The sequence below is a fragment of the Natrinema gelatinilyticum genome, assembly GCF_024266705.1.
GTDB classification, from domain to species: domain Archaea; phylum Halobacteriota; class Halobacteria; order Halobacteriales; family Natrialbaceae; genus Natrinema; species Natrinema gelatinilyticum.
Genome location: NZ_CP100756.1, coordinates 765301 through 790825, shown reverse-complemented (window position 1 = coordinate 790825; position 25525 = coordinate 765301). Strand labels below are relative to the sequence as shown.

At 61.4% G+C, this 25525-nt stretch carries 22 protein-coding genes and 2 pseudogenes; 12 read left to right on the top strand and 12 right to left on the bottom strand.

The window, feature by feature from the left end:
* The first annotated feature begins 335 nt into the window (after nucleotides 1–335).
* From thrS to glmS, 3 genes are all read left to right on the top strand, one after another.
* Nucleotides 336–2279, top strand: a complete 1944-nt coding sequence (gene thrS, locus NJU76_RS03850) for a threonine--tRNA ligase (RefSeq protein WP_254531468.1) — start codon at nucleotides 336–338, stop codon at nucleotides 2277–2279.
* Nucleotides 2280–2965: 686 nt separating this feature from the next.
* Nucleotides 2966–3676: a phosphoribosyltransferase family protein gene (locus NJU76_RS03845; protein ID WP_254531467.1), complete on the top strand. Its 711-nt coding sequence runs from the start codon at nucleotides 2966–2968 to the stop codon at nucleotides 3674–3676.
* Between the two features lie 198 nt (nucleotides 3677–3874).
* The gene (glmS, locus tag NJU76_RS03840) at nucleotides 3875–4315 is read left to right on the top strand and encodes a methylaspartate mutase subunit S (protein ID WP_254531466.1); all 441 of its coding nucleotides are present in this window, start codon (nucleotides 3875–3877) and stop codon (nucleotides 4313–4315) included.
* Between the two features lie 141 nt (nucleotides 4316–4456).
* On the opposite strand, the gene NJU76_RS03835 is transcribed toward glmS, so the two are convergent.
* Nucleotides 4457–4891 (bottom strand): universal stress protein, encoded by a 435-nt coding sequence (locus tag NJU76_RS03835; protein ID WP_254531465.1) that lies wholly within the window; start codon nucleotides 4889–4891, stop codon nucleotides 4457–4459.
* A gap of 187 nt (nucleotides 4892–5078) precedes the next feature.
* Entirely contained in the window at nucleotides 5079–5669 is a 591-nt protein-coding gene (locus NJU76_RS03830) for a 50S ribosomal protein L15e (protein ID WP_254531464.1), read from the bottom strand.
* Between the two features lie 573 nt (nucleotides 5670–6242).
* Between NJU76_RS03830 and NJU76_RS03825 the strand changes: the two genes are divergently transcribed.
* Nucleotides 6243–7775, top strand: a complete 1533-nt coding sequence (locus NJU76_RS03825; protein WP_254531463.1) for a S8 family peptidase — start codon at nucleotides 6243–6245, stop codon at nucleotides 7773–7775.
* Between the two features lie 154 nt (nucleotides 7776–7929).
* On the opposite strand, the gene NJU76_RS03820 is transcribed toward NJU76_RS03825, so the two are convergent.
* A complete protein-coding gene (locus NJU76_RS03820; RefSeq protein WP_254531462.1) occupies nucleotides 7930–8256 on the bottom strand; it encodes a hypothetical protein in 327 nt (108 codons plus the stop codon).
* Nucleotides 8257–9142: 886 nt separating this feature from the next.
* Entirely contained in the window at nucleotides 9143–10051 is a 909-nt protein-coding gene (locus NJU76_RS03815) for a serine/threonine-protein kinase RIO2 (protein ID WP_254531461.1), read from the bottom strand.
* A gap of 519 nt (nucleotides 10052–10570) precedes the next feature.
* Between NJU76_RS03815 and NJU76_RS03810 the strand changes: the two are divergent.
* Together NJU76_RS03810 and NJU76_RS03805 are read left to right on the top strand one after the other, a co-directional pair.
* Nucleotides 10571–10748: pseudogene (locus NJU76_RS03810) on the top strand (MFS transporter); the annotation flags it as partial.
* 203 nt (nucleotides 10749–10951) lie between these two features.
* The gene (locus NJU76_RS03805; protein WP_254531460.1) at nucleotides 10952–11788 is read left to right on the top strand and encodes a lipoate--protein ligase family protein; all 837 of its coding nucleotides are present in this window, start codon (nucleotides 10952–10954) and stop codon (nucleotides 11786–11788) included.
* Nucleotides 11789–11819: 31 nt separating this feature from the next.
* On the opposite strand, the gene NJU76_RS03800 is transcribed toward NJU76_RS03805, so the two are convergent.
* Nucleotides 11820–12509, bottom strand: a complete 690-nt coding sequence (locus NJU76_RS03800; protein ID WP_254531459.1) for an HAD family hydrolase — start codon at nucleotides 12507–12509, stop codon at nucleotides 11820–11822.
* Between the two features lie 432 nt (nucleotides 12510–12941).
* Here NJU76_RS03800 and NJU76_RS03795 point away from each other — a divergent pair, with 432 nt between their 5' ends.
* Complete coding sequence (locus NJU76_RS03795; protein ID WP_254532566.1) at nucleotides 12942–13814, top strand: deoxyribonuclease IV; 873 nt, start codon at nucleotides 12942–12944, stop codon at nucleotides 13812–13814.
* Nucleotides 13815–13912: 98 nt separating this feature from the next.
* Nucleotides 13913–14722 (top strand): class I SAM-dependent methyltransferase, encoded by an 810-nt coding sequence (locus NJU76_RS03790; RefSeq protein WP_254531458.1) that lies wholly within the window; start codon nucleotides 13913–13915, stop codon nucleotides 14720–14722.
* A 121-nt stretch (nucleotides 14723–14843) separates the two neighbouring features.
* Here the strand turns inward: NJU76_RS03790 and NJU76_RS03785 are convergent, their stop codons facing one another.
* From NJU76_RS03785 to NJU76_RS03770, 4 genes are read right to left on the bottom strand one after another with little or no spacing between them, the layout of a single operon-like run.
* Entirely contained in the window at nucleotides 14844–15305 is a 462-nt protein-coding gene (locus NJU76_RS03785) for a hypothetical protein (protein ID WP_254531457.1), read from the bottom strand.
* A gap of 54 nt (nucleotides 15306–15359) precedes the next feature.
* On the bottom strand, nucleotides 15360–16295 hold the full coding sequence (locus NJU76_RS03780; RefSeq protein WP_254531456.1) for a hypothetical protein: 936 nt from the start codon (nucleotides 16293–16295) through the stop codon (nucleotides 15360–15362).
* Between the two features lie 35 nt (nucleotides 16296–16330).
* On the bottom strand, nucleotides 16331–16882 hold the full coding sequence (locus NJU76_RS03775) for a DUF6114 domain-containing protein (protein ID WP_254531455.1): 552 nt from the start codon (nucleotides 16880–16882) through the stop codon (nucleotides 16331–16333).
* A gap of 6 nt (nucleotides 16883–16888) precedes the next feature.
* Nucleotides 16889–17548 (bottom strand): DUF6230 family protein, encoded by a 660-nt coding sequence (locus NJU76_RS03770; protein WP_254531454.1) that lies wholly within the window; start codon nucleotides 17546–17548, stop codon nucleotides 16889–16891.
* A 337-nt stretch (nucleotides 17549–17885) separates the two neighbouring features.
* On the opposite strand from NJU76_RS03770, the gene NJU76_RS03765 reads away from it, so the two are divergent.
* Together NJU76_RS03765 and NJU76_RS03760 are read left to right on the top strand one after the other, a co-directional pair.
* Nucleotides 17886–18737: an SAM-dependent methyltransferase gene (locus NJU76_RS03765; protein WP_254531453.1), complete on the top strand. Its 852-nt coding sequence runs from the start codon at nucleotides 17886–17888 to the stop codon at nucleotides 18735–18737.
* A 170-nt stretch (nucleotides 18738–18907) separates the two neighbouring features.
* Nucleotides 18908–19558 carry a helix-turn-helix domain-containing protein gene (locus NJU76_RS03760; protein WP_254531452.1) on the top strand — a complete coding sequence of 217 codons (651 nt, stop codon included), beginning with the start codon at nucleotides 18908–18910 and terminating at the stop codon, nucleotides 19556–19558.
* A gap of 163 nt (nucleotides 19559–19721) precedes the next feature.
* Here the strand turns inward: NJU76_RS03760 and NJU76_RS03755 are convergent, their stop codons facing one another.
* A complete protein-coding gene (locus tag NJU76_RS03755) occupies nucleotides 19722–20498 on the bottom strand; it encodes an SDR family NAD(P)-dependent oxidoreductase (protein WP_254531451.1) in 777 nt (258 codons plus the stop codon).
* 216 nt (nucleotides 20499–20714) lie between these two features.
* On the opposite strand from NJU76_RS03755, the gene NJU76_RS03750 reads away from it, so the two are divergent.
* On the top strand, nucleotides 20715–22385 hold the full coding sequence (locus NJU76_RS03750; RefSeq protein ID WP_254531450.1) for an AMP-binding protein: 1671 nt from the start codon (nucleotides 20715–20717) through the stop codon (nucleotides 22383–22385).
* Between the two features lie 342 nt (nucleotides 22386–22727).
* Here the strand turns inward: NJU76_RS03750 and NJU76_RS03745 are convergent.
* Nucleotides 22728–23831 (bottom strand): annotated as a pseudogene (locus NJU76_RS03745) (IS630 family transposase).
* 94 nt (nucleotides 23832–23925) lie between these two features.
* Nucleotides 23926–24408, bottom strand: a complete 483-nt coding sequence (locus NJU76_RS03740; protein WP_254532565.1) for a response regulator — start codon at nucleotides 24406–24408, stop codon at nucleotides 23926–23928.
* A 544-nt stretch (nucleotides 24409–24952) separates the two neighbouring features.
* Here NJU76_RS03740 and NJU76_RS03735 point away from each other — a divergent pair.
* Nucleotides 24953–25525 carry an SCP2 sterol-binding domain-containing protein gene (locus NJU76_RS03735; RefSeq protein ID WP_254531449.1) on the top strand — a complete coding sequence of 191 codons (573 nt, stop codon included), beginning with the start codon at nucleotides 24953–24955 and terminating at the stop codon, nucleotides 25523–25525.

Here is a 25525-nt window from a genome sequence, read left to right as displayed (position 1 = left end):
GGAACTTATTAGCTGTTCTATTAGTGACAGTCTCATTTCTGGCCCGTTCGACGAATTCGGCGTCGACGGAGCAGTGCCGATCGGTCGTCGTGCTCGGATTGGGTTCGCGTTTCACTCGCCGTCGTTCTCGAGCGACGACACCGTTACCGGATCGCGGCTCATCACAACGCTTTTATCCCGCTCGAGACTACCCGTAGCCACAGATGGTAGGTGTCTGCTTTACAGGGGCGTTTGCCCGTTTTTAATTCCCACCTATCGCGTATTGCGTCGGCACCCGTCGACCAGTGTGCGGGACGCGCGGACGCGCAACCGGAACGTTCACCACATCCACAGCTATGTCAGAACAAGATTCACAGGAGCAGATAGCGGTCGTACTGCCGGACGGCTCGGAACTTGCAGTCGATGCGGATGCGACGGTCGAAGACTGCGCGTACGAGATTGGCCCCGGTCTCGGCAGCGACACGGTCGCTGGCAAACTCGACGGCGACCTCGTCGCCAAAGAACACCCCGTCTACGACGGCGCCGCTCTCGAGATCGTCACCGACGGTTCGGAGGAGTACCTCGAGGTCATGCGCCACTCCGCGGCCCACTGTCTCGCACAGGCCGTCTGCCGCCACTACGACGACGTCGACCTCGCTATCGGCCCGCCAACCGACGAGGGGTTCTACTACGACTTCGACAACCTCGACGTCGACGAGGAAGACCTCGCCGACCTCGAGCGTGAGATGGAGGAGATCATCGCCGAGGACTACGAGATCGAGCGCGAGGAGGTCTCGATCGACGAGGCGGAGCAGCGCCTGGCCGACCAATCGTACAAACTCGAGTTGCTCGAGGAGTTCGCCGAGGAGGCCGACACGGTCACGTTCTACAGTCAGGGCGAGTGGGAGGACCTCTGTGCCGGCCCCCACGTCGGCTCGACGGGTGAAATCGGAGCGATCGAACTGCTCGAGATTGCCGGCGCCTACTGGCGCGGCGACGAGGAGAACCCGATGCAAACGCGCATCTACGGCACGGCGTTCGAAGACGAGAGCGATCTGGAGGCGTTCCTCCAGCGCAAGCGGGAGGCCGAGAAGCGCGACCACCGCCGGATCGGCAACGAAATGGATCTCTTTTCCATTCAGGACGTTACTGGTCCCGGTCTCCCGTTGTATCATCCGCCGGGCAAGACGATCCTGAAGGAACTCGAGGACTTCGTCGCCAACCTGAACGAGGACGCCGGGTACGACTACGTCGAGACGCCCCACGTCTTCAAGACGGATCTCTGGCACCGCTCGGGCCACTACGAGAACTACGCCGACGACATGTTCATCTTCGACGTCGGCGACGACGAGTTCGGCCTGAAGCCGATGAACTGTCCCGGCCACGCCGCCATCTTTCAGGATCACTCCTGGAGTTACCGCGACCTCCCCATCCGATACGCCGAGAACGGGAAGGTGTATCGAAAGGAGCAACGCGGCGAGCTCTCCGGGCTCTCCCGAGTCTGGGCGTTCACCATCGACGACGGCCACCTCTTCATCAAACCCGACCAGATCGAACGCGAGGTCGAAGAGATCATGGACATGATCGTCGAGGTGCTCGAGACGTTCGACCTCGAGTACGAGATGGCCCTGGCCACGCGCCCCGAGAAGAGCGTCGGAAGCGACGAAATCTGGGAGCGGGCCGAATCACAACTCGAGAGCGTCCTCGAGGCCCGTGAACTGGACTACGAGGTCGAAGCCGGTGACGGCGCGTTCTACGGCCCCAAGATCGACTTTGCGTTCGAGGACGCCATCGGGCGGGACTGGGACGGCCCGACGGTCCAGCTCGACTTCAACATGCCCGAACGGTTCGACCTACACTACGTGGGCGAGGACAACGAGGAACATCGCCCGGTCATGATCCACCGGGCGCTATACGGCAGCTACGAGCGGTTCTTCATGATGCTCATCGAGCATTACGAAGGTCGATTCCCGCTGTGGCTCGCACCCGAACAGATCCGCGTCCTGCCGATCTCCGACGACAACCTCGGCTACGCCTACAAGGTCGCGAGCGACTTCGACGACTTCCGCGTCGAGGTCGACGACCGCGATAGCACCTTAGAGCGCAAAATCCGCGCGGCCCACGACGACCGCGTCCCCTACCAGATCATCGTCGGCGACAACGAGGAAGAAGCCGGCACCATCTCGGTTCGGGATCGTTTCGAGGACCAGGAGTACGACGTCGAAATCGGCGAGTTTAGCGCACATCTCGAGGGCGAACGCGACGAGCAGCGGACGGAACCGGACTTCCTGCAGGACTAGCCCGATTCAGTTTTCGGACGTCACTCACAACGGGGCATTTCCTCTCTGTACGCCATCTCCCGTTCGTCTCCGTAGTAGAGTTCGATTTCCCGCGGGACGCTCGGGTCCGGTGGATAGTCCGATTTCGGTGGAATAGAGACGGTTCCCTCCGCGCCGGTGTCGGTTCTATACGTGATGGTGCGAATCTCGTTCGGAAGCGGTCTGTGGTGAACGAGTGACCCTTTCTCACACCTCTCTCGTCTTCGTAGATGACGGCGCCGTCCTGTGCTTTGGCCGTCAATTCGAACGTGGTCGTCTCGTTCTCGTAGTGCGTGCTGATGAGGGTAATTCGGACGTTCTTCCTGTGGGTGTCCGTCCCGCACGGAACTGCGCTAGACGACCGGCGGTCGCGACGAAAGCACCTGTAAGAACGGTTCCGAGGAATCTACGCCGTCAGTAGGGGTTGTTGTCAGTCATGACTGATCAGTCGGCCGTTCCAAATCGCTCTACAAATGTCGCCATTGCAATAGTTACTCGAGCCACATTTAAAAATTCCTATCAGACCTCGCACGGAATGATTCACTCGTTTTCGGCTTTTGCCTCCAGTTGTCGGTCGGCTAGATATCGACAGGGTCACCACGTATCTGTGGGATATTCGTCGGACCGACAACCGAAATAGGCATAGTTGTGGAATCGTGCATAGCTGTATGAACAGAGCCGAGAAAGCAGCCTTCCAGCTGCGGGCCGTCGACGTGCTTCGGATGTTGAAGGAGACCCGAACCTACGACGAACTCGCGGATACCACGGGCCTCCCGGCTGGCGATCTCAACCGGTACGTCAACGGTCACGTCCTTCCGGGCACCGATCGCGCGCGGGAGATCGTCGACGAAGTCGGCCGGGAGGCGTTGGCTGGGGAACTCGATGCGCGGATCCGCGTCGATCACGAGGGGTACGTCGACAACTCCGCGACCGTCTTCGATCAACCGTTTCTCGATCTCGTGGCACCGGTCGTGGCCAACGGGTTCGACTTCGAGCGCCCGGACGTGGTTCTGACCGCTGCGACGGACGGAATCACACTCGCTGCGGCACTCGCGAGCTACTACGGCGTCCGGTGTGCCTACGCGAAAAAGCGCAAGGAAACCGCCGTCGAGGAGTTCATCGAGGCGCGCCAGCGTCTTCAGTCTGGCATCGAACTCACGTACTATCTGCCCGCGTCAGCGATCGAACCGGGCGAATCGGTCCTCGTGGTCGACGACCTCATTCGGTCGGGCGAAACCCAGGAGCTCCTTTTGGACATCGCCCACACCGCCGACGCCGACGTCGCGGGGGTCTTCGCGCTCATCGCGGCCGGCGAGGATGGCATCGGTCGCGCGCGCGGGCGAACCGACGCACCGGTCGGTGCGCTGATCACCGTCTGAATGGACGCGCCTCGAGAGGCGATCCTCCGACGGCTCGAGCAACGGTACTGTACCCGATCGAAATCGCGCTCTCGAGCCGACCGCCGGTCCAACGGCGGTTCCGAATCACCTGATCGCAAGAGGGAAACCGTGCGAACGATTGGCACATTATTAATCATTAGGTTTATGGTGGTCCCGGTCGTCGGTGGTGGTACGCACATGACGAAGACAGTCATCCTCGGTGTGATCGGCTCTGATGCGCACGTCGTCGGGATTACGATCCTGGAACAGGCGCTTTCCGCAGCCGGATTCGACGTCGTCAACCTGGGGGTCCAGAGTTCTCAGTCGGAGTTCGTCGAAGCCGCCGAAGCCAACGACGCTGAGGCTGTACTCGTCTCATCACTCTACGGCCACGCCAAACAGGACTGCGAGGGTTTCCACCAGCGGATCGCGGAGGCCGGCCTCGACGTCACGACCTACATCGGTGGCAACCTCGCCGTCGGCCAGGACGACTTCGAGGAGACTCGATCGTTCTTCCGCAAGATGGGGTTCGACCGAGTCTTCGACTCGGAAACCGATCCTGAGGACGCCATCGCGTCTCTGCGGGCGGATCTCGACATGCGCTCGACCGAGCGAGAGGGACAGACTGTTTCAGCCTGATCGCTCCTGGCCCAGGTTTCGCTCGAACGGCCGACATACAAGCGCTGCAGGCTCGTTGTATTTCCGCGCGCCTCGAGTCCGTCTTATCTCGTTTCTGTTTCCCCGCTCGACGGTACTCGATCGACTCCGTACGGCATCTGGTTAGCGGACAATCGTCACGGGAACCGGCGATCGACGGGCGACGGTCTCGGCGACGCTACCGAGGAGAATCCGGCTCGCACCCGTTCGGCCGTGACTGCCGATAATGATGTGATCGACGTCCCGATCGTCGACGTATTCGACGATCGACCGCGAGATGCTACCGATGACGTGATCCGTGTCGATCTCGATGTCGTACTCGGCTGCTCGTTCACGCGCATCCTGGAGGATCTCCTCGGCCCGCTCCTCGTAGTGACTCTGTACGTCGTCGTAGTTTGCCATCGTCGTCCCCTCGATGCCGCCGACTGCGTAGAAATCTCCGGGATCGAGGACGTGCAACGCGGTGATCGTCGCGTCAGGATACTCCGCACAGGCGAACTCGAGTGCTTCAAACGATTGCGCCGAATCGTCGACCGCCACCAGGACGTGTCGTGTCATATTCACCGATACGTCGGCCGATGGAATAAGTCCACCTCTCGTCCCAGGCGAACGGGAGCGAGGGTACGCCACGTTCTCATCGTCACACGGTCGCGCCGAACCGACGGCTACGGCGGTGACCGCTCGAGTTTCGAGGGCGGTCGCAAAAATACCGTCGTGAATTCGTTCGCCGTGTCCGCTGTCGACGTTACTTGGCGCGGCCACGACCGCCGGTGTTGGACGGGCGGACTTTCTCGGCACCTTTACCGCGGTTATTGAGGCCGCGGTTAGCCTTCCCAGCGTTGGTCAGCCCGCGGAACGCGCGGTTCTGATGGGCATCGTTACAGATCCAGTTGAGGTCGTCGTCGTTCTGAATGGCGGGGTGGTTCGGATCGACGAGGATCACTTCGAACCACTTCTGGCTGCCGTCTTCACCGACCCAGTAGCTGTTGAGCACCCGCAGGTTGGGGTACTTCCGAGAGACGCGTTCTTCCCCGATGCGCTGGATGTTCTTGCGTCGTCCGATACGGTTGACGCCCTGGCGCTTCGAGCGCCGACCGGCCGTGTGTCGCTGCTTCCGAGCAGTTCCCTTGCGAACCGATACCCGGGTGACAATAATACCCTGTTTGGCCTTGTAGCCGAGTTCGCGCGCCTTGTCGAGTCGCGTCGGGCGATCGATCCGTTCGATCGCGCCCTGTTTGCGCCACTCCTGCTTGCGCTGCCACTGTAGTTCCCCGAGCTTTCCGTCGTCGGGGTCCTTCCATGCGTCCTTGATGTGGGAATAGAAGCTTCGTGCCATTGTTATTCACCGCGGGCGTTTCCTGGTTCAATCCAGACCGGGGCAGAGCCCCGCGGATCACATCCCGACCTGTGGCGCCGTGCCGTGCAGGTGCCCGCCGATGCCCGCGAACCGGCGAGTCTACCTGTTCTTCCCAACTCTCGAGTATAAGGGCTTCGAAGGGAGTCGATGGCAGATCCGCCGGCCGCGGCTCTCATCCGAGACGGCTGTCGTCGGATCCGCCAATCGACGAGCGACCGTTCGATCCGCACACTTGCTCTATGGCGGATTCGCGTTCCCGAAATCGGTCCTGTATCGACCGGTGATTAATACCCTGTTATGACTGTCACAATCCATTTCAATAACTTCGTGGACAGTCATGTTGAGCTATAACATGACACAACCGACGGTACCAACGATCGGCCTCCCGGCCCTCCGTCCAAGTTTCGAGTCGACGCCACATCCCTCGACCGCGGCGAGTCGTCGCCGTGCGTCGGCCCGTTCGAACCCCTCTCGCGAGCGGCAGTCCTGCGGGCGCTGGACGGTCCGTTTGGCGGCAGTTCGGCGGGAACGGTCCGTCGACGGTGGCGACCGATGACCGGCGACGATTCCTCGTTCCGACCGACGCGACGGAGGGCGCTCGAGGCGTTCGGCACCGGCCTCGCCGGCACGGTCGTGCTCTCCGGTACCAGCGCGGCGCTCGACCTGGGACCCGCCTGGGTCGAGGGAGTGCTCGCCGTCGGCGACACGCTCGTCGACGACGACCTCGACCTCGACAGCGACGTCCTCCAGGAGGTAGTGATCGTCTTCGAGACGAACGCGGACGCCGCCCGACTCGAGACGCTCGGCGTCGAGGTCGCGCTCGGTTTCGAGTTCCTCCCGATCGGATACGCCGAACTGTCCGGATCGCTCATCGAGACCGTCGCTGGCTGGGACGGGGTCCGGTACGTCTCCGGAAACTACGACCTCGAGTACTACAACGATGGCGCTCGCGAAGACACGAACGCCGACGCCGTGCAGGCCGGCCACGATCTCGAAACGGCCTACACTGGTGAGAACGTCCACGTCGCGCTCATCGACTCGGGGATTAATGGCTCTCACCCCGATCTGCAGGCGAACGTCGCAGCGAACTACCAGTACGTGGGGATTCCTGTCGCTCAGGACGAACCCCTCTGGTGGCAGGACCTTGGCACCGGTGACACGGACGCGAACGGGCACGGAACTCACTGTGCAGGTAGCGTCGGCGGGACCGGCGATCAGAGCGACGGCGCGTACGCCGGGATGGCCCCCGACGCCGACCTGACGATGTACGCGACAGGCCTGGGTCTCTCGATCGTGTTCATCGTCGCCGCATACGACGACTTGCTTCGGCGGCAACGTGGGGGCGAACACACCGTTCAGATCGTCTCGAACTCCTACGGTCCGGTGGCGGACGACCGCTCATTCGTCCCCGACGATCCGGTCAACGTCGCGACGTGGCACGCCCACGAAGCGGGGATCCTCCCAGTCTTCGCGGCGGGCAACGGCGGCCCCGACGCAGGGACGCTGAACCAGTATGCGATGGCCCCGCACGTTCTGGGAGTCGCGGCTACCAACGCCGAGGGTGCCGTCGCGGACTTCTCGTCGCGGGGCCGTCCACAGGACGGGTCGTACGACGCGGACAACTACGATCGCGAAACGGCCTACGAGAACCTCACTGCGTTTCACGGGGACGTCACCGCAGACGAGATCGACGGCCCGCTGGGCGTCTACCGCAACGGCGTCGCCGCGAAAGGCGTAGATGTGATGAGTACGCTCGATCCGACCGATCTGCTGAACGTCACCGCACCCGATGGAGAGTTCTACTACGGTCCCATGTCCGGGACCAGCATGTCCTGTCCCGTCACCGCCGGCTGCGCCGCGTTGGTCTACGACGCCGCCATCGAGCGCGACGGCGAGTCGCCGGATCCGATGGACGTCCTCACGACGCTCGAGGCGACTGCCGACGAGCGACGGCTCGAGTCCTACACCGCCGAGTCCGTCGGTGCGGGGTACGTCGACGCTCACGCCGCGGTCGCCCGCTCTGAAACGGGCGATTTCGCGACGTTCGACGAAATCGATATCGCGCCGAGCAGCGACGGACGGTAACGAGCGCTGAGTCGTGCTCGCGTCGTCAGTTATACGCAGTCACGGCCGTCTGTGTTTCACTCGAAAGGCGACTATACCTGTGAACGGGATGGTGAAAATCTGCTGTAACGATGGCTCATAGTCTCGATATCGCCATATATATATATAATTATTGTCATATATGTTCCGACTGCGTACTACTCCGCTGGTCTTTCGCATCATCGACGCGACGACCGACGGGTTCTCCCGCATCACCGAGCCGAACGGACTCGACTTCGTCGCTGTATTCGCCGTCCTCGCACTGTCGAACGCGCTCGTCGTCCCCGCCGGGGTCGGGCTCTGCTACCGGCACGGAGCCCGCGTCAGGGCTCGTCGGCCTCGTCACTGGCCTGTTCTCGATCGCGATCGGGCTCGCGACAATCGCTGCCGTCGTCGCGCTCAGGATGTCGCGGCCTCGAGTACCCCATCGATCTGGAGCCGCGACCGGGATGTCCGCCTGCACCGTTTCGCGACCGATCCAGACGGTATCGCTCGAGCGAGTCAGTACCGTGAACTGCCTATTTCATATATCGTTATTTGATGTATCGAGACTATGTCGTCGTCTGTCGCGAGCGAACAGCCGAACCGGTTCGATGCCGTGAGATCGCGGTCTCGTCGCTATCGCGTGTGTGAGACTGGATATCCGCGGTTTGCGGACTGGATTGACTCTGTAGCCGGTTGCGGTTGTCGGGATCGTTTCGCGTGATTCCCCGTCGCCGTTCGTACCCGCCCGAACGAGGTCCCCCGAGCACGCGAGACCGAACGTTTTGCCTTGTACCGTGACAACTCCCGAAGAAAATGAGACGGACGGAAGACCGTTCTCGCCGGCAGCTCTCGACGACTACCGTAGCGCTCTCGCACTGCCGGGCTGGCGTGCTGTCTGAGCGGCCGCTCGGCCGATACCATCGAACCAGCCGACTCTGAAACCGACGAAGGAGACTGTGGGCACGAGTCGACTTCGATCACGAACCCCGACGGAGATGCCGCGGTCTCCGTTTCGGCGAAACGAGTCGACCAGTGACCCCGCGTCCGTCGGTGAGCCTCGGAACGGCGATTCGACCGTCGACTTCGCCGACGACGTACATCGAGGACGTGTTCGGCACTGAGTTCGAGGCTGACGACCGCATGGAGTTCACCTTTCATACGGGCTGCTGTACGCCAGTTCCGGAGCAACCGCGACCGTCATGTGGGCTCCGACAAACCGTTATCTACTGTAACGATTTGCCGGAGCGCCCCAGTAGACCGACTCAGGCGTCCCTCGACGGTCGCCCCGACGAGCGGGGAATTAGATTTCAACGATCGGGTTACGGCTGGCTGGTGAGCCTCGAGTAACGCGAAATCAACGGTTTCTAGACGAACTCGGTGACCGTCTCGAACGAGTCTGCGGTGATCGACTCGACGAGCTCGTCGCTTTCCAGTTCGTCAGGAACGTACTGGGGGTACTTCCGGCGGAAGTAGCCCACGACGTTTCGCAGGTCTCGCCGGAGGAACTCGTCGGCGTTTTCGTGGTCGGTCGGGACGGCCTGGGGCCAGTCGAATATCGTCACTCCCTCCTCGTTGACGAAGACGTTGTACTCGCTCATGTCGGCGTGGACGTATCCGTTCGTGTATGCGCACGTGATCTCCGATAACAACAGATCGAAGACGCCGAGTACCTGTTCGTCCTCGAGTCGCGTCCGCGAGAGTTCCACCCCGTCCATCTTCTCCATGACGATCGCGTGGCGGTTCTGGCCGATCGGCTGTGGGACCGCGACGTCCGGGTACAGTTCCTCGAGAATCCCGAATTCGCGCTCGGCGGCCTTCCTGGCGGTGTACATCCAGGAGACGTGCTTCTTGTCGGCGGTGTAGTCACGTTCTTTGTGGACCTCCCGGAAGTTCGTGTAGCCTTCCCGGTGGTACTTCAGCGCCAGCGGCTTATACGAGCGGACCTCGTATACGTCACTTTCTTTGCCGACGCCGAGTGGCGAGCCGAATTCGGAGATCATATCTTGCTCGACGAGCGCTCGGAGTGCCAGCGCATCGTAGCCCTCGAACTGGAGCGTATACCCTTCGTACTGGATCGTCTTCTTCTCGATGAGTCCGCGCTTGAGACAGCGCTCGAGTCGGTAATCAACCTCCTCTTCGGAGAGGGAGGCGAATTTCGGGAGCTTTTCCCGCTGGACCCACTCGGAGAAGCGCATCCCCTGTTCGACCCCCGAGAGGAGATAGAAGTCCTCCGCCTCGAGTTCCGGAAGCAATCCGGCGACGTTTCGCACCATACAACGGAGTAGCCGGCGGGTACGTAAAAACGGCGTGACGGCCGGCGCGGCGTCTCGAAGCGTATTCGACTCGCGTCCTATCCGGCCCAGCGTTCGCGTCGGTTCGGCTCACGGTGCCCGCACCTCGACCCGATTCGCATTTTCGTCCCTCGACCTGACTCGCACTATCGTCCCCCGACACGGCTCGCACCATCGCATCTCGATCCGACTCTGGTCGGGTGGTTCCCCGCACAAACCGCATGTCGATATACCGAATCGTCGGGCGAGTGTCTGGACGAACCGCTCGGACACCTCGCGACGATCGGTCACGGAGTGAACAGTGAGTCCGAGTAGTCTCTCACTCGTGAGGAGCTTGTTCTCCGCTTTCCGAAGGTGTTCTTCGTACGTCGAGCGATCGACGTCAGGTCGGCCAGTTCGCGGAATATCGTTTTCTGCGGTTAGTCGGAGTACCCGACCGCGAGCGGTCCGCCGAGCACATCCCGGCTACGGGATGCACGCCGAGCGTACGGAGGGTGGGATATGAGTGAGACGGAGGACATCACGCAGAGTATCCCCGAGCACCTCGGTCAGTTCTCGTTGCACGTCTTGCTGGTGTTCGCGACCGGGCTGACGGCTGGTTCCGAACGCGCCGTGATCCCTGTGCTGGGACGCCACGTGCTTGGCCGTCGAATCGTTTCTCGTCAACGGATCGTTCCTTCACACCCATGAATGGAGGAGACGCATCTCGACGTCGGAACGCACGAACCGCCAGTGCCGGCACGAACCGCGCCCAATCGATCGGCACCAGACTCGTAGGATCGCCGACCCTCGCACGGCCATCCGTTTCGACGCGACGAATCCGGTCGGAATCCCGACACTCCAGTCGGAATCCCTATGCATCTCCTGGGCGTGGGCTCGCGTATGACGGCACTGGCCGACCGGGACTGGCGGCTGATCCGAGATGCCCCTCGAGACGGTGCGACGCAGATGGCGATCGAGGAAATCGCCGCGAAGACGGCGCTCGAAGACGACCTGCGTACGGTTCGGGTCTACTCGTGGGAGCCGAGTACGCTCTCGCTCGGGTACCGCCAGGACTCGGCGACGGTCGACTGGGACTTCTGCGAGCGCGAGGGAATCGACGTCACGCGCCGGCAGACCGGCGGCGGGGGGATCTATCACGACCGCAACGCGGATGTCTCCTACACCATCGTCGCACCCAGCGACGAAGTCCCAGGGAACCTGATGGACTGTTACGAACTGTTCTGCGCCCCGATCCTCGATGCGTTCGATCGAATGGGCGTCGATGCTGCCTTCGCCTCGACCGAGCAGGACTCGATCTATCACCCCTCGTGTTACCTGCGAGATATCAACCCGGCCCACGACATCGTCGCGACGACGGGGACGGACGACCGGGCGAAGAAGATCAGCGGCAACGCGCAATACCGCCAGCGCGACGTCGTCATCCAGCACGGCTCGATCAGCTACGACACAGAGCCCCGGGCCCACGTCGGCGTCTTCGATGCCGACATCGACGAGTCGACGTTCACTGATCGGGTGACGAGCATTCACAGCGAGGCGGGGATCGACCGTGACGAGGCCGTCGACTCGGTCGCGAGTGCGCTGCGGGACTGGTGCGACGCCGACGAGTCGACCTGGCGGGACGGCGAACTCGAGGCAGCCCGGGAACTCGCCGATCGAAAGTTCGGTACCGACGCGTGGGTTCGCGATCGGACGGTGCTCGAGGCGGGCGGTGGCTGACGTGGGACGGCCGTACCCGGCTGGGTCCACGTTAGCTGCTCGGGGATTCGCCGCTTGCGTGGCTGTCCGCGATCCGGACGACGTCGCGTAGCGTCGTCACGTCGTAGGTAGGAGTCACGTCGAGATCGACGTCACGACAGTGCGATCGACGGACGAACGCCGAATCAATACTGGCCCGTTCGGCCGCGAGTACGTCGGTTTCACTGTCGCCGACGTAGAGCGCCGACTCGGCTTCGAGATCGGCGAGCGCCCGCTCGAGGTAGTGCGGATTCGGCTTCTTCAGTCGGAGGCTTTCGATCGTTTTCTCGCGACCGTAGTAGGTACTGAACAGCGGTTTCAGTTCGAACTGGTCGAGAACGAACTCGAGCGTACTGTGGTGGTTGTTGCTTACTACCCCGCAGTTCTGAGAGAGCTCGGTAAGACAGCTGACGTCGTCGTAGCACTCTCGAGCGCCGCCTTCGAACTTGTCCAGTTGAGACCGTTCGTCGTGGCGCTCGCGCGCCTCCCAGAACGTTTCTGCATCGAGATCGTAGGCCGTACAGATTTCCCGGAGTTCGTCGATGGTTACCCCAGATACGATCGCATCGAGGTGACGCTGGGCGACATTTGTTGCACCAACCTCCCGAAACGCTTCACGCGTCGCTTCAGCCTGTGTTTCGGAGGCCGGCGGTGTGACGAGAATACCATCATTATCGAAGAGGATTGTATCGTACGCTGTCATCTATACGAACGTCTCTTTCAAAGCGACCAGTATTAATGCTCGACATTTGTTCTCGTCTCTCCGGGGGGGCACGGATGGGGCTGGGCCGTCACCTGAAACTCGTTGAACACGACCTCGTCAGGTCGAGTCAACAGACTACCTCACAGGCCCGCACATCACTGTACTGGAATCTGAATGCCGAGCCTCTCTCCTTGTATGCGCTTGACAGGGTAATGTGCTCGACAAAACCTTGTGCCGAATTCCGCCTGGGGAGTCCACGCTCAATTCCACCACGTTCGCGGTGGGTGGCTTGAGGAACGTATTCTGAATGCCTGATCGACCATTTCAGGACGACAGCTATTGGTACCGCGTCGACTCTCTCAGCCAACCGGTCGCTGGCCGCGTGGGTCCGACATACCTATCACGAACCGGTACTGACGGAAATCTATGACGATGAAGGTCGGCGCACACGTTTCGATCTCCGGTTCGCGTGTTTCCTCCGACGAGGAAACACCGCCGTACGACGACGTTCGCAACGCTGTCCCCCGACAGCTCGCGTTCGGCGGCAACTGCGGCCAGATATTTACGACCTCGCCGCAGGTCTGGCAACAGCCCGAAATCAGTGACGAGGCGGCCGCCGGGTTCCGGGATGCGACCGAGGACCAACTCGAGGGACCGTGGGTGATCCACTCGTCGTACCTCGTGAATCTCTGTACGCCCAAAGAAGATCTCCGCCGGAAATCGAAAGAGAGCATGCAGGCGGAACTCGACACCGCCGAAATGCTGGGCATTCCCTACGTCAACGTCCACCTCGGGGCGCACACGGGGGCGGGCGTGGAGGGCGGTCTCGACAACGCGGCGAGCGTCATCGACGACCTCGACGTCCCCGACGACGTCACGATTCTTATCGAATCCGACGCGGGCAGTGGGACGAAACTCGGCGGCGAGTTCGAACACCTCGCCGGGATCATCGACCGCACCGAGACCGACATCGGCGTTTGCATCGATACCGCCCACACCCTCGTCGCAGGGAACGATCTCACGACGCCTGAAGCGGTCGACGAGACCGTCGGCCGGTTCGACGACGTCGTCGGCCTCGAGAACCTCGAGTACATCCATCTCAACGACTCGAAACACGACGTGGGTACCCAGAAGGACGAACACGCGCACATCGGCGAGGGCTACATTGGCGAGGACGGCATGTGTGCGATCGTAAACCACCCTGACCTGCGGGACCTGCCGTTCGCACTCGAGACGCCGACCGAGGACGGCCGAGGATTCGCGTGGAACATCCAGAAAGTCAAAGAACTTCGTGAGTGCACCTAGCGGATCCGATTCTCGGCCACCGAGCGTGTGCGTTTTCGGTCTGCCCAGATAGTCGAAGAATCGACCCGCTTATACTCGGCACGTCCCTACCGACCCCCGTGCGAGAGTTCTCCGAATCGTACCTCAGCCGGACTCGTGACGGGATGTGGGACGACTCCCGGACCGCCCTCGAGCCGTTAGCCCTCGATTCGCGCGAACGAATTTTGGACGTTGGCTGTGGAACCGGCGAGTTGAGCCGCGTTCTCGCGGCCGAATCCGCAGGCGACGTGATCGGGTGTGACGTCGATCTCGACCTGCTCGCGACCGCCGGTGAGCACGTCCCCGTCGTGGCTGGCAACGCCCTGGAACTGCCGTTCCCCGATGACGCGTTCGATCTGGTCGTCTGTCAGGCGCTGTTGATCAACCTGCCCGATCCCGCGACTGCGCTAGCCGAGTTCGCCCGCGTCTCGAGTGATCTCGTCGCGGCTGTCGAACCGGACAACGAGGCGGTCGTGATCGACTCGAGTGTCGACGCGGAAGACAGACTCGAGCGCCGAGCGAGGCAGGCCTACCTCGACGGCGTCAACACGGACGTCACGCTCGGCGCCGACGCCTGCAGTGCCTTCGAGGCGGTGGGCCTTGAGGCGCTCGAGACTCGTCGGTACGATCACGTCCGAACGATCGAACCACCCTACAGCGAGTCGGCGCTGGTTGCAGCCCGGCGGAAAGCCACCGGGGCGGGACTTTCCGACGACCGTCGGACGATGCTGTCGGGGACGCTAACCGAGGCCGAGTACGACGACCTCCGGGGTTCGTGGCGGGAGATGGGACGCGCCGTCGTCGAGCAGATGGAAGCGCGGGAGTATCATCGCGAGGAGGCGATTCCCTTCTTCGTCACCGTCGGTCGGGTCGACTCCCGTCGCGAATGAACGTCGGTGTACTTCCGATTGCACGACAGCTGTTCGGTGTGTAAACCGTTTCAGTGGCAGCTCCAGTCCGGTCCAGTTTCGTCCAGACGAGAGGAGGGAGTATCCGCGTCGGTCACGTCCGTCACCAGGGAACGAGCGCTCGCAACCCGCCGCCCAGCAGTCCGCCGACGACGCCGTCGACAGCGGTCAGCAACGAGAAGGCGAACGCGATCAGGACGACGCTCGGCAGTCCGAGCCCCGACAGCATCGGGCTGATCGGGCCGATGGAGGACAGTATCAGCAGCGGCGGTTCGTTGTACAGCCCGAGAAGGGTTCCCAGAATCGCCGTCACCGTTCCCGCGAACCCGCCGACGAGCGCGCTCGCGAGTATCGCATGCACGATTCCGGGTACGATCCGTCTGACGGCGTACGAGGCGACGAAGCCGGCGACGACGCCGCCGCCGAGACGGGTGAGCAGCGGCACCATCAACGCGTTGAGATTGACGAGCACGCCAGCGGTAGTCGCGCCGGCGATGATCCACGTGTCGACCGCCTCGAGCGTGAGGTCGCTCGCTTCGAACCCGACCGTCTCGTATTCACTCATGGCTATCTCCGTCGGCTACCGGGACGCTCGTGTCGATCGCGTTTTGCTGCATCACTAGATCACCGATCCCGTCGTCTCCGCGGTCGTTTCTCGAAGGAAGTCGCTGGTATTGTCGACCTGTTCGCCGGCGTACTCGCCGGTTTCTTCGGTCGTTTCAGCGAGTTGTTCGTCGGTCTCGTTCGGATCGTTGGCGACCGTCTCCGTCACGTCTTCGGTGGTGTTTTCGACGTGGTCGGCGGTGTCGTTGACCGTCTCTTCGGTGTGATTGACGGTATCGCTGACCGTTTCCTCGGTCTGATCGACGGTATCGCTGACTGTTTCCTCGGTCTGATCGACGGTATCGCTAACCGTTCCTTCGGTCTGATTAGTGGTGTTTTCGACCGCCTCCATCGGAGGATCGGGGGTCTCCTCGGTGTCGTTGATCGGGTCGGTCAACCCGTTTTCGGTACCGTTCTCCATTCCGTCAGATTCGTCGTTCCCGTCTATCAAGTCGCCGATGCCGTCCGGATCGTCGTCGCTCTCGTTAGGCGCGTCGAAGACGGTGGACTCGGGAATCTCGCTGTCCGGGCCCACTTCGATCGCGTATTCGGTTGCCGAGAGCCCTCGCATCGAGACCGAGCTGGCGTCGACGACGATGTCGGTTTGGTTGGCAGCGAGACACTTGCCGGCCTCGGCGAGCTCGTTCAGGGCCTCGTTCTGACGGTCGGTCTCCAGGATGACCGTCGCCTCGGGCTGGGTCTGCTCGAATTCGACTCGCCTGTTTTCGTCGAGATAGAGGGTAACGTCTCCGTAGTCGTCGTTCTGGACGATCAGCTGATTGGTGTCCGACCCGACCTGCTGGACACAGACGGTCGCGCCTTCGTCCACGCCGAGTTCCACCGTGGTGGGGCGGTCGTCCTCCTGGGCGGCTGCCGGCAACGCGCTGATCCCTGCCGACATACTGCCGATGACGACCAGCACCGCGATGGCGAGTGCGCACGTTCGGTTCATGTCTCAGGTTGCTCCGTGTCGCGTTCGCGCCGGTGTCATTCGTCGCCGCTCCGTCCTTTGTCGGTTTCGACGCCCTCGCGGAAACGTGCGCTCGTTTTCTCGGCAGTACGTTCGACGCGTTCGTGAATTCGCGCGATCGCTCTGTCGACCTTGCTCGGTTCCGCCACAGCGTCGTCGACGACGTCGTCGGGTTTCCACGCGATGCAGAGATTGCCGCCGAGGATGCCGAGCAGCATCCCTATGAACAACCCCCCGAGCGATCCGAACAGCGAGAAGATCGAGAGGACCACACCGATGACGCCGATCGTGTGAGAGTGTTCTGGCTTGTACAGCGCGTACACGCCCGTCAGGAAGACGAACACGCCGAACATGGCTCCGATGGTGAGAAAGCCTGCCATCTGGCCGCCGATGAAGAAAAGGTCGGGCAGAATCTGCATCGGGACCCAGGTGATGAGCAGACCGGCCAGACAGAGCAAGACGCCGCCCAGAAACGGGCGCTGCGACCGCCATTCGTTGAACCGGTCCCATCGCCTTTTGGCCCGATCGGGAACGGCTCCGGAGTCGTTCTGGCTATCTTGGATTGCCATCGGAAATCACTTGCTGGATTCGTTGGAACTACTGGATTCGTCAGTGTTTCCGGAATCGTCAGTGCCGCCGGAGTTGTAATCCACGCTGACGTCGAGTCCGGGGAGGGTAATCTCGTTCGAGGCGAGGTACGCCATATCGATCTTGACGTCTTTCTGCACCGTTCCGGGCGCTTCGCCGCTGATGTTGGTGAGGTATCCCTGTTCAGGGTCGGCGTTCTCACCGGCTGTCTGCTGGAACTGCTGTTCCGGATTGTCGCTGGGTTGGGCGTTGATGACCTGTCCGTTGAACTTCGCGCTCTTCGCTTCCATTCCGGTGAGTTTGATGAACTGTTGGTCCGCCTTGACCGTCTCGGAGGCGGTGAACTTGATCTCCATCGTGCCGTCCATCATCGGCACTTCCTGCTCTCTCGTCAAAACCAGCCCGTCGATCTCGACGCCGCGTTGCTCGACGACGACGACCGGCGTCTGCCCAGCGTCGTTCTGTCCGGCGCCCGGGTAGAGGAGGAACTCGTCGGATCTGATTTCGTCGGCCTCGACGGTGAACCCGTTGCCGGCCGCTATCGGCGCAGCGTAGGCCGTCCCCGACGAGAGAACGACGAGTCCGACTAACGCGACGATCAGAAACGATGCACCGGTTCCGCCCACCAATCGCTTTCTATTATACATAGTATCCCTTATCGAGTGTTGTTTCCGTCATTTCGATCCGATTCGCCGCATTCAAACCTGCATCGTGCTCGAACCGCCCGAGCAGGTGTTTCATCATACATGCCACATAAACACACCCACACGATTTGCAATTATTCTACCTCTTTGTATGCGAGGCTGTTTATATGGAAACCGATCGAAATTACTATATAGTTGATAGTGGATTCGGCCGCTATCGCCCCTGTAGGACGGAAACAGTACGTCGAGACGGCCCGATCCGAGACGCCCCTCGAGCGTTATAAAGGAGCGTGGAAACGCGGGATAAGGACTATTACCGAAAGTCGCGCCCGTCAGCTTAATGGAAACGCGACAGTTCGACACCGACGAAATAGTCGATTTCTATAACGAGACCGCGTGGGAATACCGCGTCTTGTGGAGCGACGTGAATCTCCACTACGGGTTCTACGACGACGAAGCGACGACCCACCAGGACGCCATGGCGAACTCCAACAGCGTCTATGCCGACAAACTCGAGGTGGACGTGACGGATACGGTACTGGACATTGGGACGGGACGCGGCGGCTTTCCCACGCACGTCGCGGCCGAGTACGGCGCCGAGGTCCACGGCATCGATATCGATCCGCAACACGTCAGCGAAGCAGAAGAAAACGCTCGAAAGCGCGGCGTTTCTGAATCGACCGAGTTCAGCATCGGGAACTACCACGACATTCCGTACCCCGACGGGACCTTCGACGCGGTCTCCGGCATCGAGACGGTCTGTCACTCGGAGCGCAAAGAACGGGTTCTCGAGGAGGTCCGCCGCGTCCTCAAGCCTGGCGGTCGGCTCATGATTTCCGACGGCTTCGTGGGTCGGCCCGTGTTGACGGAGTCGGAAGCGGCGAAACTGCGAACCGTTCTCGACGGGTGGGCGGTTCCAGACTTCGCGCACGTCGGCGAGTTCCGGGACGCCCTCGAGGACCTCGGCTTCGCGAACGTGACGTTCGACGACCACTACGAACAGATCATCCCGTCATCACGGCGCCAGCGGTGGCTCTCGATTTTCGTTACGCCCCTGCTCATGGTCGCAGCCGCGCTCGGCATGAAGAGCGAGTCGTCGGTCGATCAGGGCGTGACGCTCTATCACCAGTACGACGTCATCGAGCGCGGAATCGCCATCCACGGCGACTTCACCGCCGACCTGTCCGCGTAGACGCCGATGCCGTCTCGTTCGATCAGCCGACGACTCTGCACCGGACGACGCGTCCGACGACGGACGGGTAAGCTGGATTCCGAAGCCGGCACCGGACTCCGGCCTCGGTCTATAACTTCCCTGATAATCGGTAACAAGAAGTACGTTCGAAATGTGGTGACCATCGTGAAATGAGATACGCGAAATGCATCATCATTCCGGACGACGAGGGACTGCACCCTGTCGACCGGCGCATCGCGGATCACCCCGATATCAGTCGCGAACTCCTGCACAACGTTAATCTCCTCGCCGACGGAACGATCGTCACGATCTATCAGTTCTCGGGCGACAGGGCCGCCCTCGAGTCGATTCTAGACGACTCTTCGATGGTGCGGAAGTACCAGCTCTCGGGCGTGGACGGCGTGATACACACCTACATCCACGTCGAGGCTCACGACCGGCTCGTCGGGCTGTTGAGCATACTCAAAGAGTTCGAGTTCATCTTCGATACGCCGCTCGAGTTCACGCGACGCGGGGGTCTGCGCGTCACCATGATCGGCGACGTGAAGAGTTTCCAGAAGGCAGTCCCGAACATCCCCGACGGGATCAGGCTCAAACTCCTCAAGACAGGGAGCTACGAGCCGAACACGGATCGGTTGTTCTCTCAGCTCACCGATCGCCAGCAGGAGATCCTCCAGACCGCCGTCGACATGGGCTACTACAGCGTGCCCCGAGCAGTGACCCACGAGGACATCGGCGACGAACTCGGCTGCACCGGTGGCACGGTCGGCGGCCACCTGCGAAAGATCGAGTCGAAAATCCTCGCACAGATCGTTCCGTGACGACCGCGGGACCCGACGCGCGAGACGGCGGCCATGACCGATATATATATATATATATATACGACCAAACAGATCTCATTTTCACGACGATCTGCTCTAGACGCGAGCGTTGCGGATCGCCTCGAGCACCAGTCACGACCGATCCGGATACCGATCTCGCGAATCAGAAACTGAAGAGATCGACGCCGCCCGTAACGCCGACGACCTGGCCCGTGATGTAGTTCGCCTGTTCGGAACAGAGGTACGCGATCAGGTTCGCGACGTCTTCCTCCCGTCCCAGCCGTCGCATCGGCGTGGCCTTCGCGATCCGGGCGAAGTGTTCGTCGACCCCCTCCAGCTGGTCGACCGGCAGGTCCGCGAGCGCGCCGACGACGATACTCGGCGCGACGACGTTGCTCGTGATGCCGTGCTGTGCACCCTCGAGGGCGAGCGTTTTGCCGAAGCCGATCAGCGCCGACTTCGTCGCGCTGTAGGACGCCTGGCCAAAGCCGCCGTACCAGCCGGCCATCGAGGACATGTTGACGATCCGACCCCACTCGCGTTCTTTCATCCCAGGGTAGACCGCGCGGGTGACGTTGTAGGTGCCCGTCAGGTTGACTGCAACGTCGCGGTCCCAGATCCCGTCGTCGAAGTCCTCGATCCTGTCGCGGGCGTCGACCAGTCCGGCGTTGTTGATCAACACGTCGATCCCGTCGGCGTCCTCCTCGATGGCCGACACCGTCTCGGCGACCGCGTCGCGGTCGGTCAGGTCACACTCGATCGCGTGAGCCGTCCCGCCCGCGCTCTCGACGTCGTCGACGACCGACTCGGCCGCGTCGCGGTCGACGTCGAGTGCGATTATCTCCGCCCCTTCCGCGGCGAGTACCTCGCAGTCGACGCTGCCAATCCGGCCGCCCGCCCCCGTGACGAGCGCAGTCTTGTCGTCCAAGCCGAAGTCCATACACCGAGAGATAGCGGCAACGAGCAAGGAGATTGCTCGGCGGATCACAGGTCGTTTATGATGCCGCTCTGTTTGACGGGCCGCGATACGCGAGGACACAGTCCGCCGGCCTGTCCGGCCGCGACCACTCGAGCGCGAGTTCACCGGTACAGGCCTTCAACACCCCCGGATGCCAGTGAGTACCCTTTAGCGAATCAGGAATCGTAACGAGAACGAATGTCCCGAGACGCGACACTCTGGTCGACGGCCTACGAGCGGTTCGGCATTCCCGAAACGCTCGAGCCGTACCCCGACGAACCGGTCCACCATTTCCTCTATGCCGCCGCCGACCACCCGGAGCAGGGCATCGTCCAGCTCGGCGAGCGATACACCTATCCCGAGGTGCTCGCGGACGTCGAACGACTGGCGACGGCGCTGCGGGAACGCGGCGTCGAGAAGGGCAGCAGGGTCGCGACGATCCTACCGACGTCGATTCAGTTCGTCATCGCATCGAACGCCATCTCGCTGGCCGGCGGCGTCCACATTCCGAACGATTTCCTGGACGCCGAGGCGGATCTCGCCTACCGGCTCGAGCAGGGCGAGCCCGAGGTGCTGATCGGACACGACGAACACCGTGACCTCGTGTGCTCGCTGGCGGCCGACCTCGAACTGGACGACGTCATCCTCACGTCCCTGGACGATTACTCGGCGGACCCCCCGTCCGACCGCGAAGCGATCGAGGGAGCCGAGTGGCTGCCAGCGGTCGTCGAAACGACCAAGCGAGCGCCCCCGGACATCGACTTCGACGTCGAGAACGACGTTCACACGCTGTTGTTCACCGGCGGCACGACCGGTCAGCCGAAGGGGTGTCTCCTCACGCACCGGAATCTGGTCGCGAACGCGTTGCAAGGCGTTGCCGCGCAGTCGCGGCTGGCCCAGATGATGCGGGGCAGCGAGGCCGCGGTGATGGCACTCCCGATGTATCACTCGTACGGTTACTCCATCATGAACAGCCTGCTCGAGCTCGCGCTGGACGTGCTTATCGTCCCCGATATACGCGACACGGCCCACATGACTGATCTGGTTGAGCGCCACGAACCGCTGATCATGTTCGGGGTCCCAACGCAGTTCATGGAACTCGCCGAGGAGACGATTGACGCGGACATCCTTGGTATCTCCGGCTCCGCGCCCCTCGCCACCGAGACGAAGTCCCAGTTCGAGCGCGAAGCGGGCGGCGTCTCTCAGGGCTATGGCCTCTCCGAGATGTCCCCGATCACCCACTTCGACATCCACGGTCTCTACGAACTTCTCGCCGGACGAGAGACCGACGGCGACCCGGATCACCCGACCGTCGGGATTCCGGTCCCCGACACCGTAGTTAAACTCCGCGACGTCGACACCGGGGACGAAATCCCCCTCGAGCGCGCCGCCGCGGAGGGTCTCGAGGGCGAGATGCTGGTCGACGGCCCCCAGCGGATGAAGGGGTACCTCGACGCGGAGCAAACGCCGTTCGACGAGGACGGCTACGTCGAGACCGGCGACGTCGCGAGGGTCGACGAGGAGGGCCGGTTCTACGTCGTCGACCGCGTCAAGCACATGATCAACGTCTCGGGACTGAAGGTCTACTCCGAGGAGGTCGACGAGGCTCTGTTCGCCCTCGAGGGGGTCAAACGACCTGCGACGGTCGGCGTCCCGGACCCAGAGCGGCCGGGCAGCGAGCGCGTCCGCGTGTTCATCGAACCGGAACCTGGCATCGATCTGACCGCGGACGACGTCCGCGACCACCTCGAGGGGGCGGTGCCGAAACACGCGATGCCCTCCGAGGTGACGTTCGTTGAATCGATCCCGCTGACCGACGTCGGCAAGACTGACAAGGAGGCGCTGCCCGAGGGTGCGACGGGCAACTGACCCGATTCGTCGTCTCGCTCCGAGGTCCGGAATACGGGGCGCGTATGCAGCGAGCTAGCCGCGCTGACTCGATCGCTAATCGGGTCGCTCTCGGATCGCGTTTCGGTGACGTGCCCGGTCGAGCGCTCCGTCCCGCGGCTTGGATTCGAGTACGTGACGTGCGCCGGCCACATCGAACAATGACCGGCCGAATGTGGGACTCTCGCTGTCAAAGGTAGAATAAGGCGAGTGTCTCGGGGTCGTTCGGAAGACCAACGTTCTTCCGTGATCTCGAGATGGCGTCGCCACCTCGACGAGTCATCGCGGAACAAAGTTTCGCGAGATGACGAGAGAGCGTAATGATCAAGATAACTTTTGCAAATATGGACTGAGGAATTGATCGATCCAGGACTTGGCAAATCCGAGTCAGTCGGTAAGGGTGTCGAAGAGACGGCGAGCGAGAGTTCGGAACGCGCTCTCGCTCGCCACCACGATTGGCGAGGCAGTGCGTTTGAGTACTTTCCAGACCTGTTCAATCGGGTTGAGATGCGGTGAGCCGACCGGAAGAAAGACGAGATCAATACCGAGTTGATGTGCGCGCTTGCGCGTGTGTTCACAGATGTGAGACGAGAAGTTATCCAAGACGAGCAGAATCCGCGTTCCCGGATTCTGCTCGCGGACTTGCTCCAAGAGCGCACAGATGTTCTCTTTCGATTGATCTTCAGGGAACGTCAGGACACTTTCGCCGTTGAGCGTATAGCATCCGACCGCTGGTTCGTCAAGCTTCACCAGCGGTCGTTCCAGTGTCGGATCATCAACGTACCACAGTCGATGCGAATTGTCGTATGGTTGTGGATGCGAAGCATCACAAAAACCGACGACAGTTCCCCCATCCGTGCAAATATCGTCGTCGAGGACCCATCCTTCGTCCTCATCATCAGGACGCTTGTTATGTGCCGTCTCTGTCTCCTCGTCGAACGCGTCTGCGACGCGTTCTTCGAGGATTTCATCTGCGTTTTCTGGCCGAGAGGGGCGCTTTGGACGTGGTTTAGCGTAGGACAGTCCGAGATTCCGGAGGAATCGACCGAGATAATCCGGATGGTACTCTACACCGAACTCTTCGTCCAAGAGCTGATGAACTTCCTGTGCTTTCCAGGGTTGCCCCTCCCGGAGAAGTTCTAAAAGACGCTCTTGTTCCTCGTCACCGAGCTTCGGGGGCCTTCCGCCCCCGAAGTTCGGTGTCAACTGACCAAGTCCGCCATCGTTCCATCGACGCGCCCAGCGACTTCCAGTCGACGCAGATTTGCCAACGTCGTCGGCTGCTTCCTCGTACGTTGCTCCCTTGTAGAGACGTTTGACAAAGGTGAGTCGCTTGATGATCTTTGGATCGTCTGCTTCGTTCAGCAGACGATCCAATTCCTGCTCACTTAGATGACGAACAAGATCGCCTCGCCGGTCTCCTCCCATTACTCGCCCGTCTCAGTCTATGCCCATAACTTCCGTCACTCATTAAGCTCTCTCGAACCACTCGACCCCGAGGCAGTTCACCTGTTGCTCCCGATTAGATAGTTGTCGGACATGGGTACCAGAAGTACTCGCACGAACGAACGAGCGCGACGAATTCGGTCGGACCGATCGGCTTGGTGAGGTACGCGTCGGCGCAGACGTCGAACGAACTGACAAACTTTTCGTCTACTTCGAATCCGATCAACACTACCACAGGTATCTGTTCTCTATTCGAACATTTTATAATTTCATTACTGACTTCTTCACCGTCAGCTCCTGGTAGTTGCCACTCCAGTAAGACGAGGTCCGGTTGCGGATGGTCCGTGAATTCGCCGCATTGGCGTATGAAATTGATCGCCTCTCGCCCGTCGGTGGCGACATGGATCGAATTCACGCTTTGAACACCCCGAAACGCTTCTCTGATCAATCGAACGTCGCCGGGATTGTCGTCGACAAGTAAGATCTCCTGACCAGTGCCTGATTCGTCACACTCGCAAGCGGTATCGGGGCTGGTAGGAACTGTCCCTCCGTCAGGCATTACTCGCGCAGTACGGGGCGTTCCCCACTCGTGATAGCCCGCTACGACCGCATCTCGTATTTTGTTTTCCATACTCGGTGGTGTCCGATCGAAGGCTGTCGATCGGTTCCGCGTCGCGCTTCTGTCTTCCGCCGGGACAGTTCATCTACCGGGTGAGAATATCTTAGACCCCCCCGACTGTGCGCTTGGATCAAAGAGACTTAATCGGAATTAGCCGTAATTGGCCCTCACGTACACGGTTAACTGCAACGAAACTGAACCAGATTGGGGAGTAGTAGCCTGTTAAATCGGTTCGACGGTGACGTATCGATCTTCTTCCCTGCGGCCCTGAGCGTGCGTCACGAACTCTCCTCACACCGTGTCGAGCGTGTCCGCCGGATCGTCTCCTCGCACGAAATCCGTCAATCTGCTCGTCTCGGGCCGGGATGGCTCCCGGGCGTCGGAATATAAACCTCCGCGTATTCCACGGATCACACTGTTCGTCAGTTATTCCCTACTCGTTAGCAACGGGACTCACCCACGCGGTGAGCCCGAATCGATAGTCATGACGAACGACGACCTGATTCAGGACATCGACGCATCGCTCGAGAAACCCGACGACGAACTCGAAAACGACCTGCCGGAACTGCTCGGCGAAATGCAGGGTCAGACCGAGGAACTCGTCCGTGAATACCCGGAGACGTTCGGCCGCGTGGTCCAGCGCATGGAGACGATGGACATCGCGTCGTTCGTCTCCAACAACCCCGAGACCGCAGACCAGTTTCAGGAACTGCTGTGGGCCGGCATGAACGTCCTCGTCGAGACCTCGCCCGAGGTGCGAGAGAGCATCAACGAGGACATCACTGTCAACTTCGAGGCCGACGACTGCCCGATGGAAGGGCACCTCGAGGTCGACGAAGACGAGCAGACAATGTGTGGTGGCGCAGGCAAACTCGACGATCCGATGCTCGAGATCAGCGGTCCGGCGGACACGCTCGTCGGCCTCATCGTCGGCAGCGTCGATCCGATCCAGGGGTTCATGAGACAGCAGTACGAGATGGACGGCTCGGTCCAGAAGGGGACCCGCCTCGCACCGATCATGAACTCGCTGTCCGAACAGGTTCCCTCGGAGTCCTAG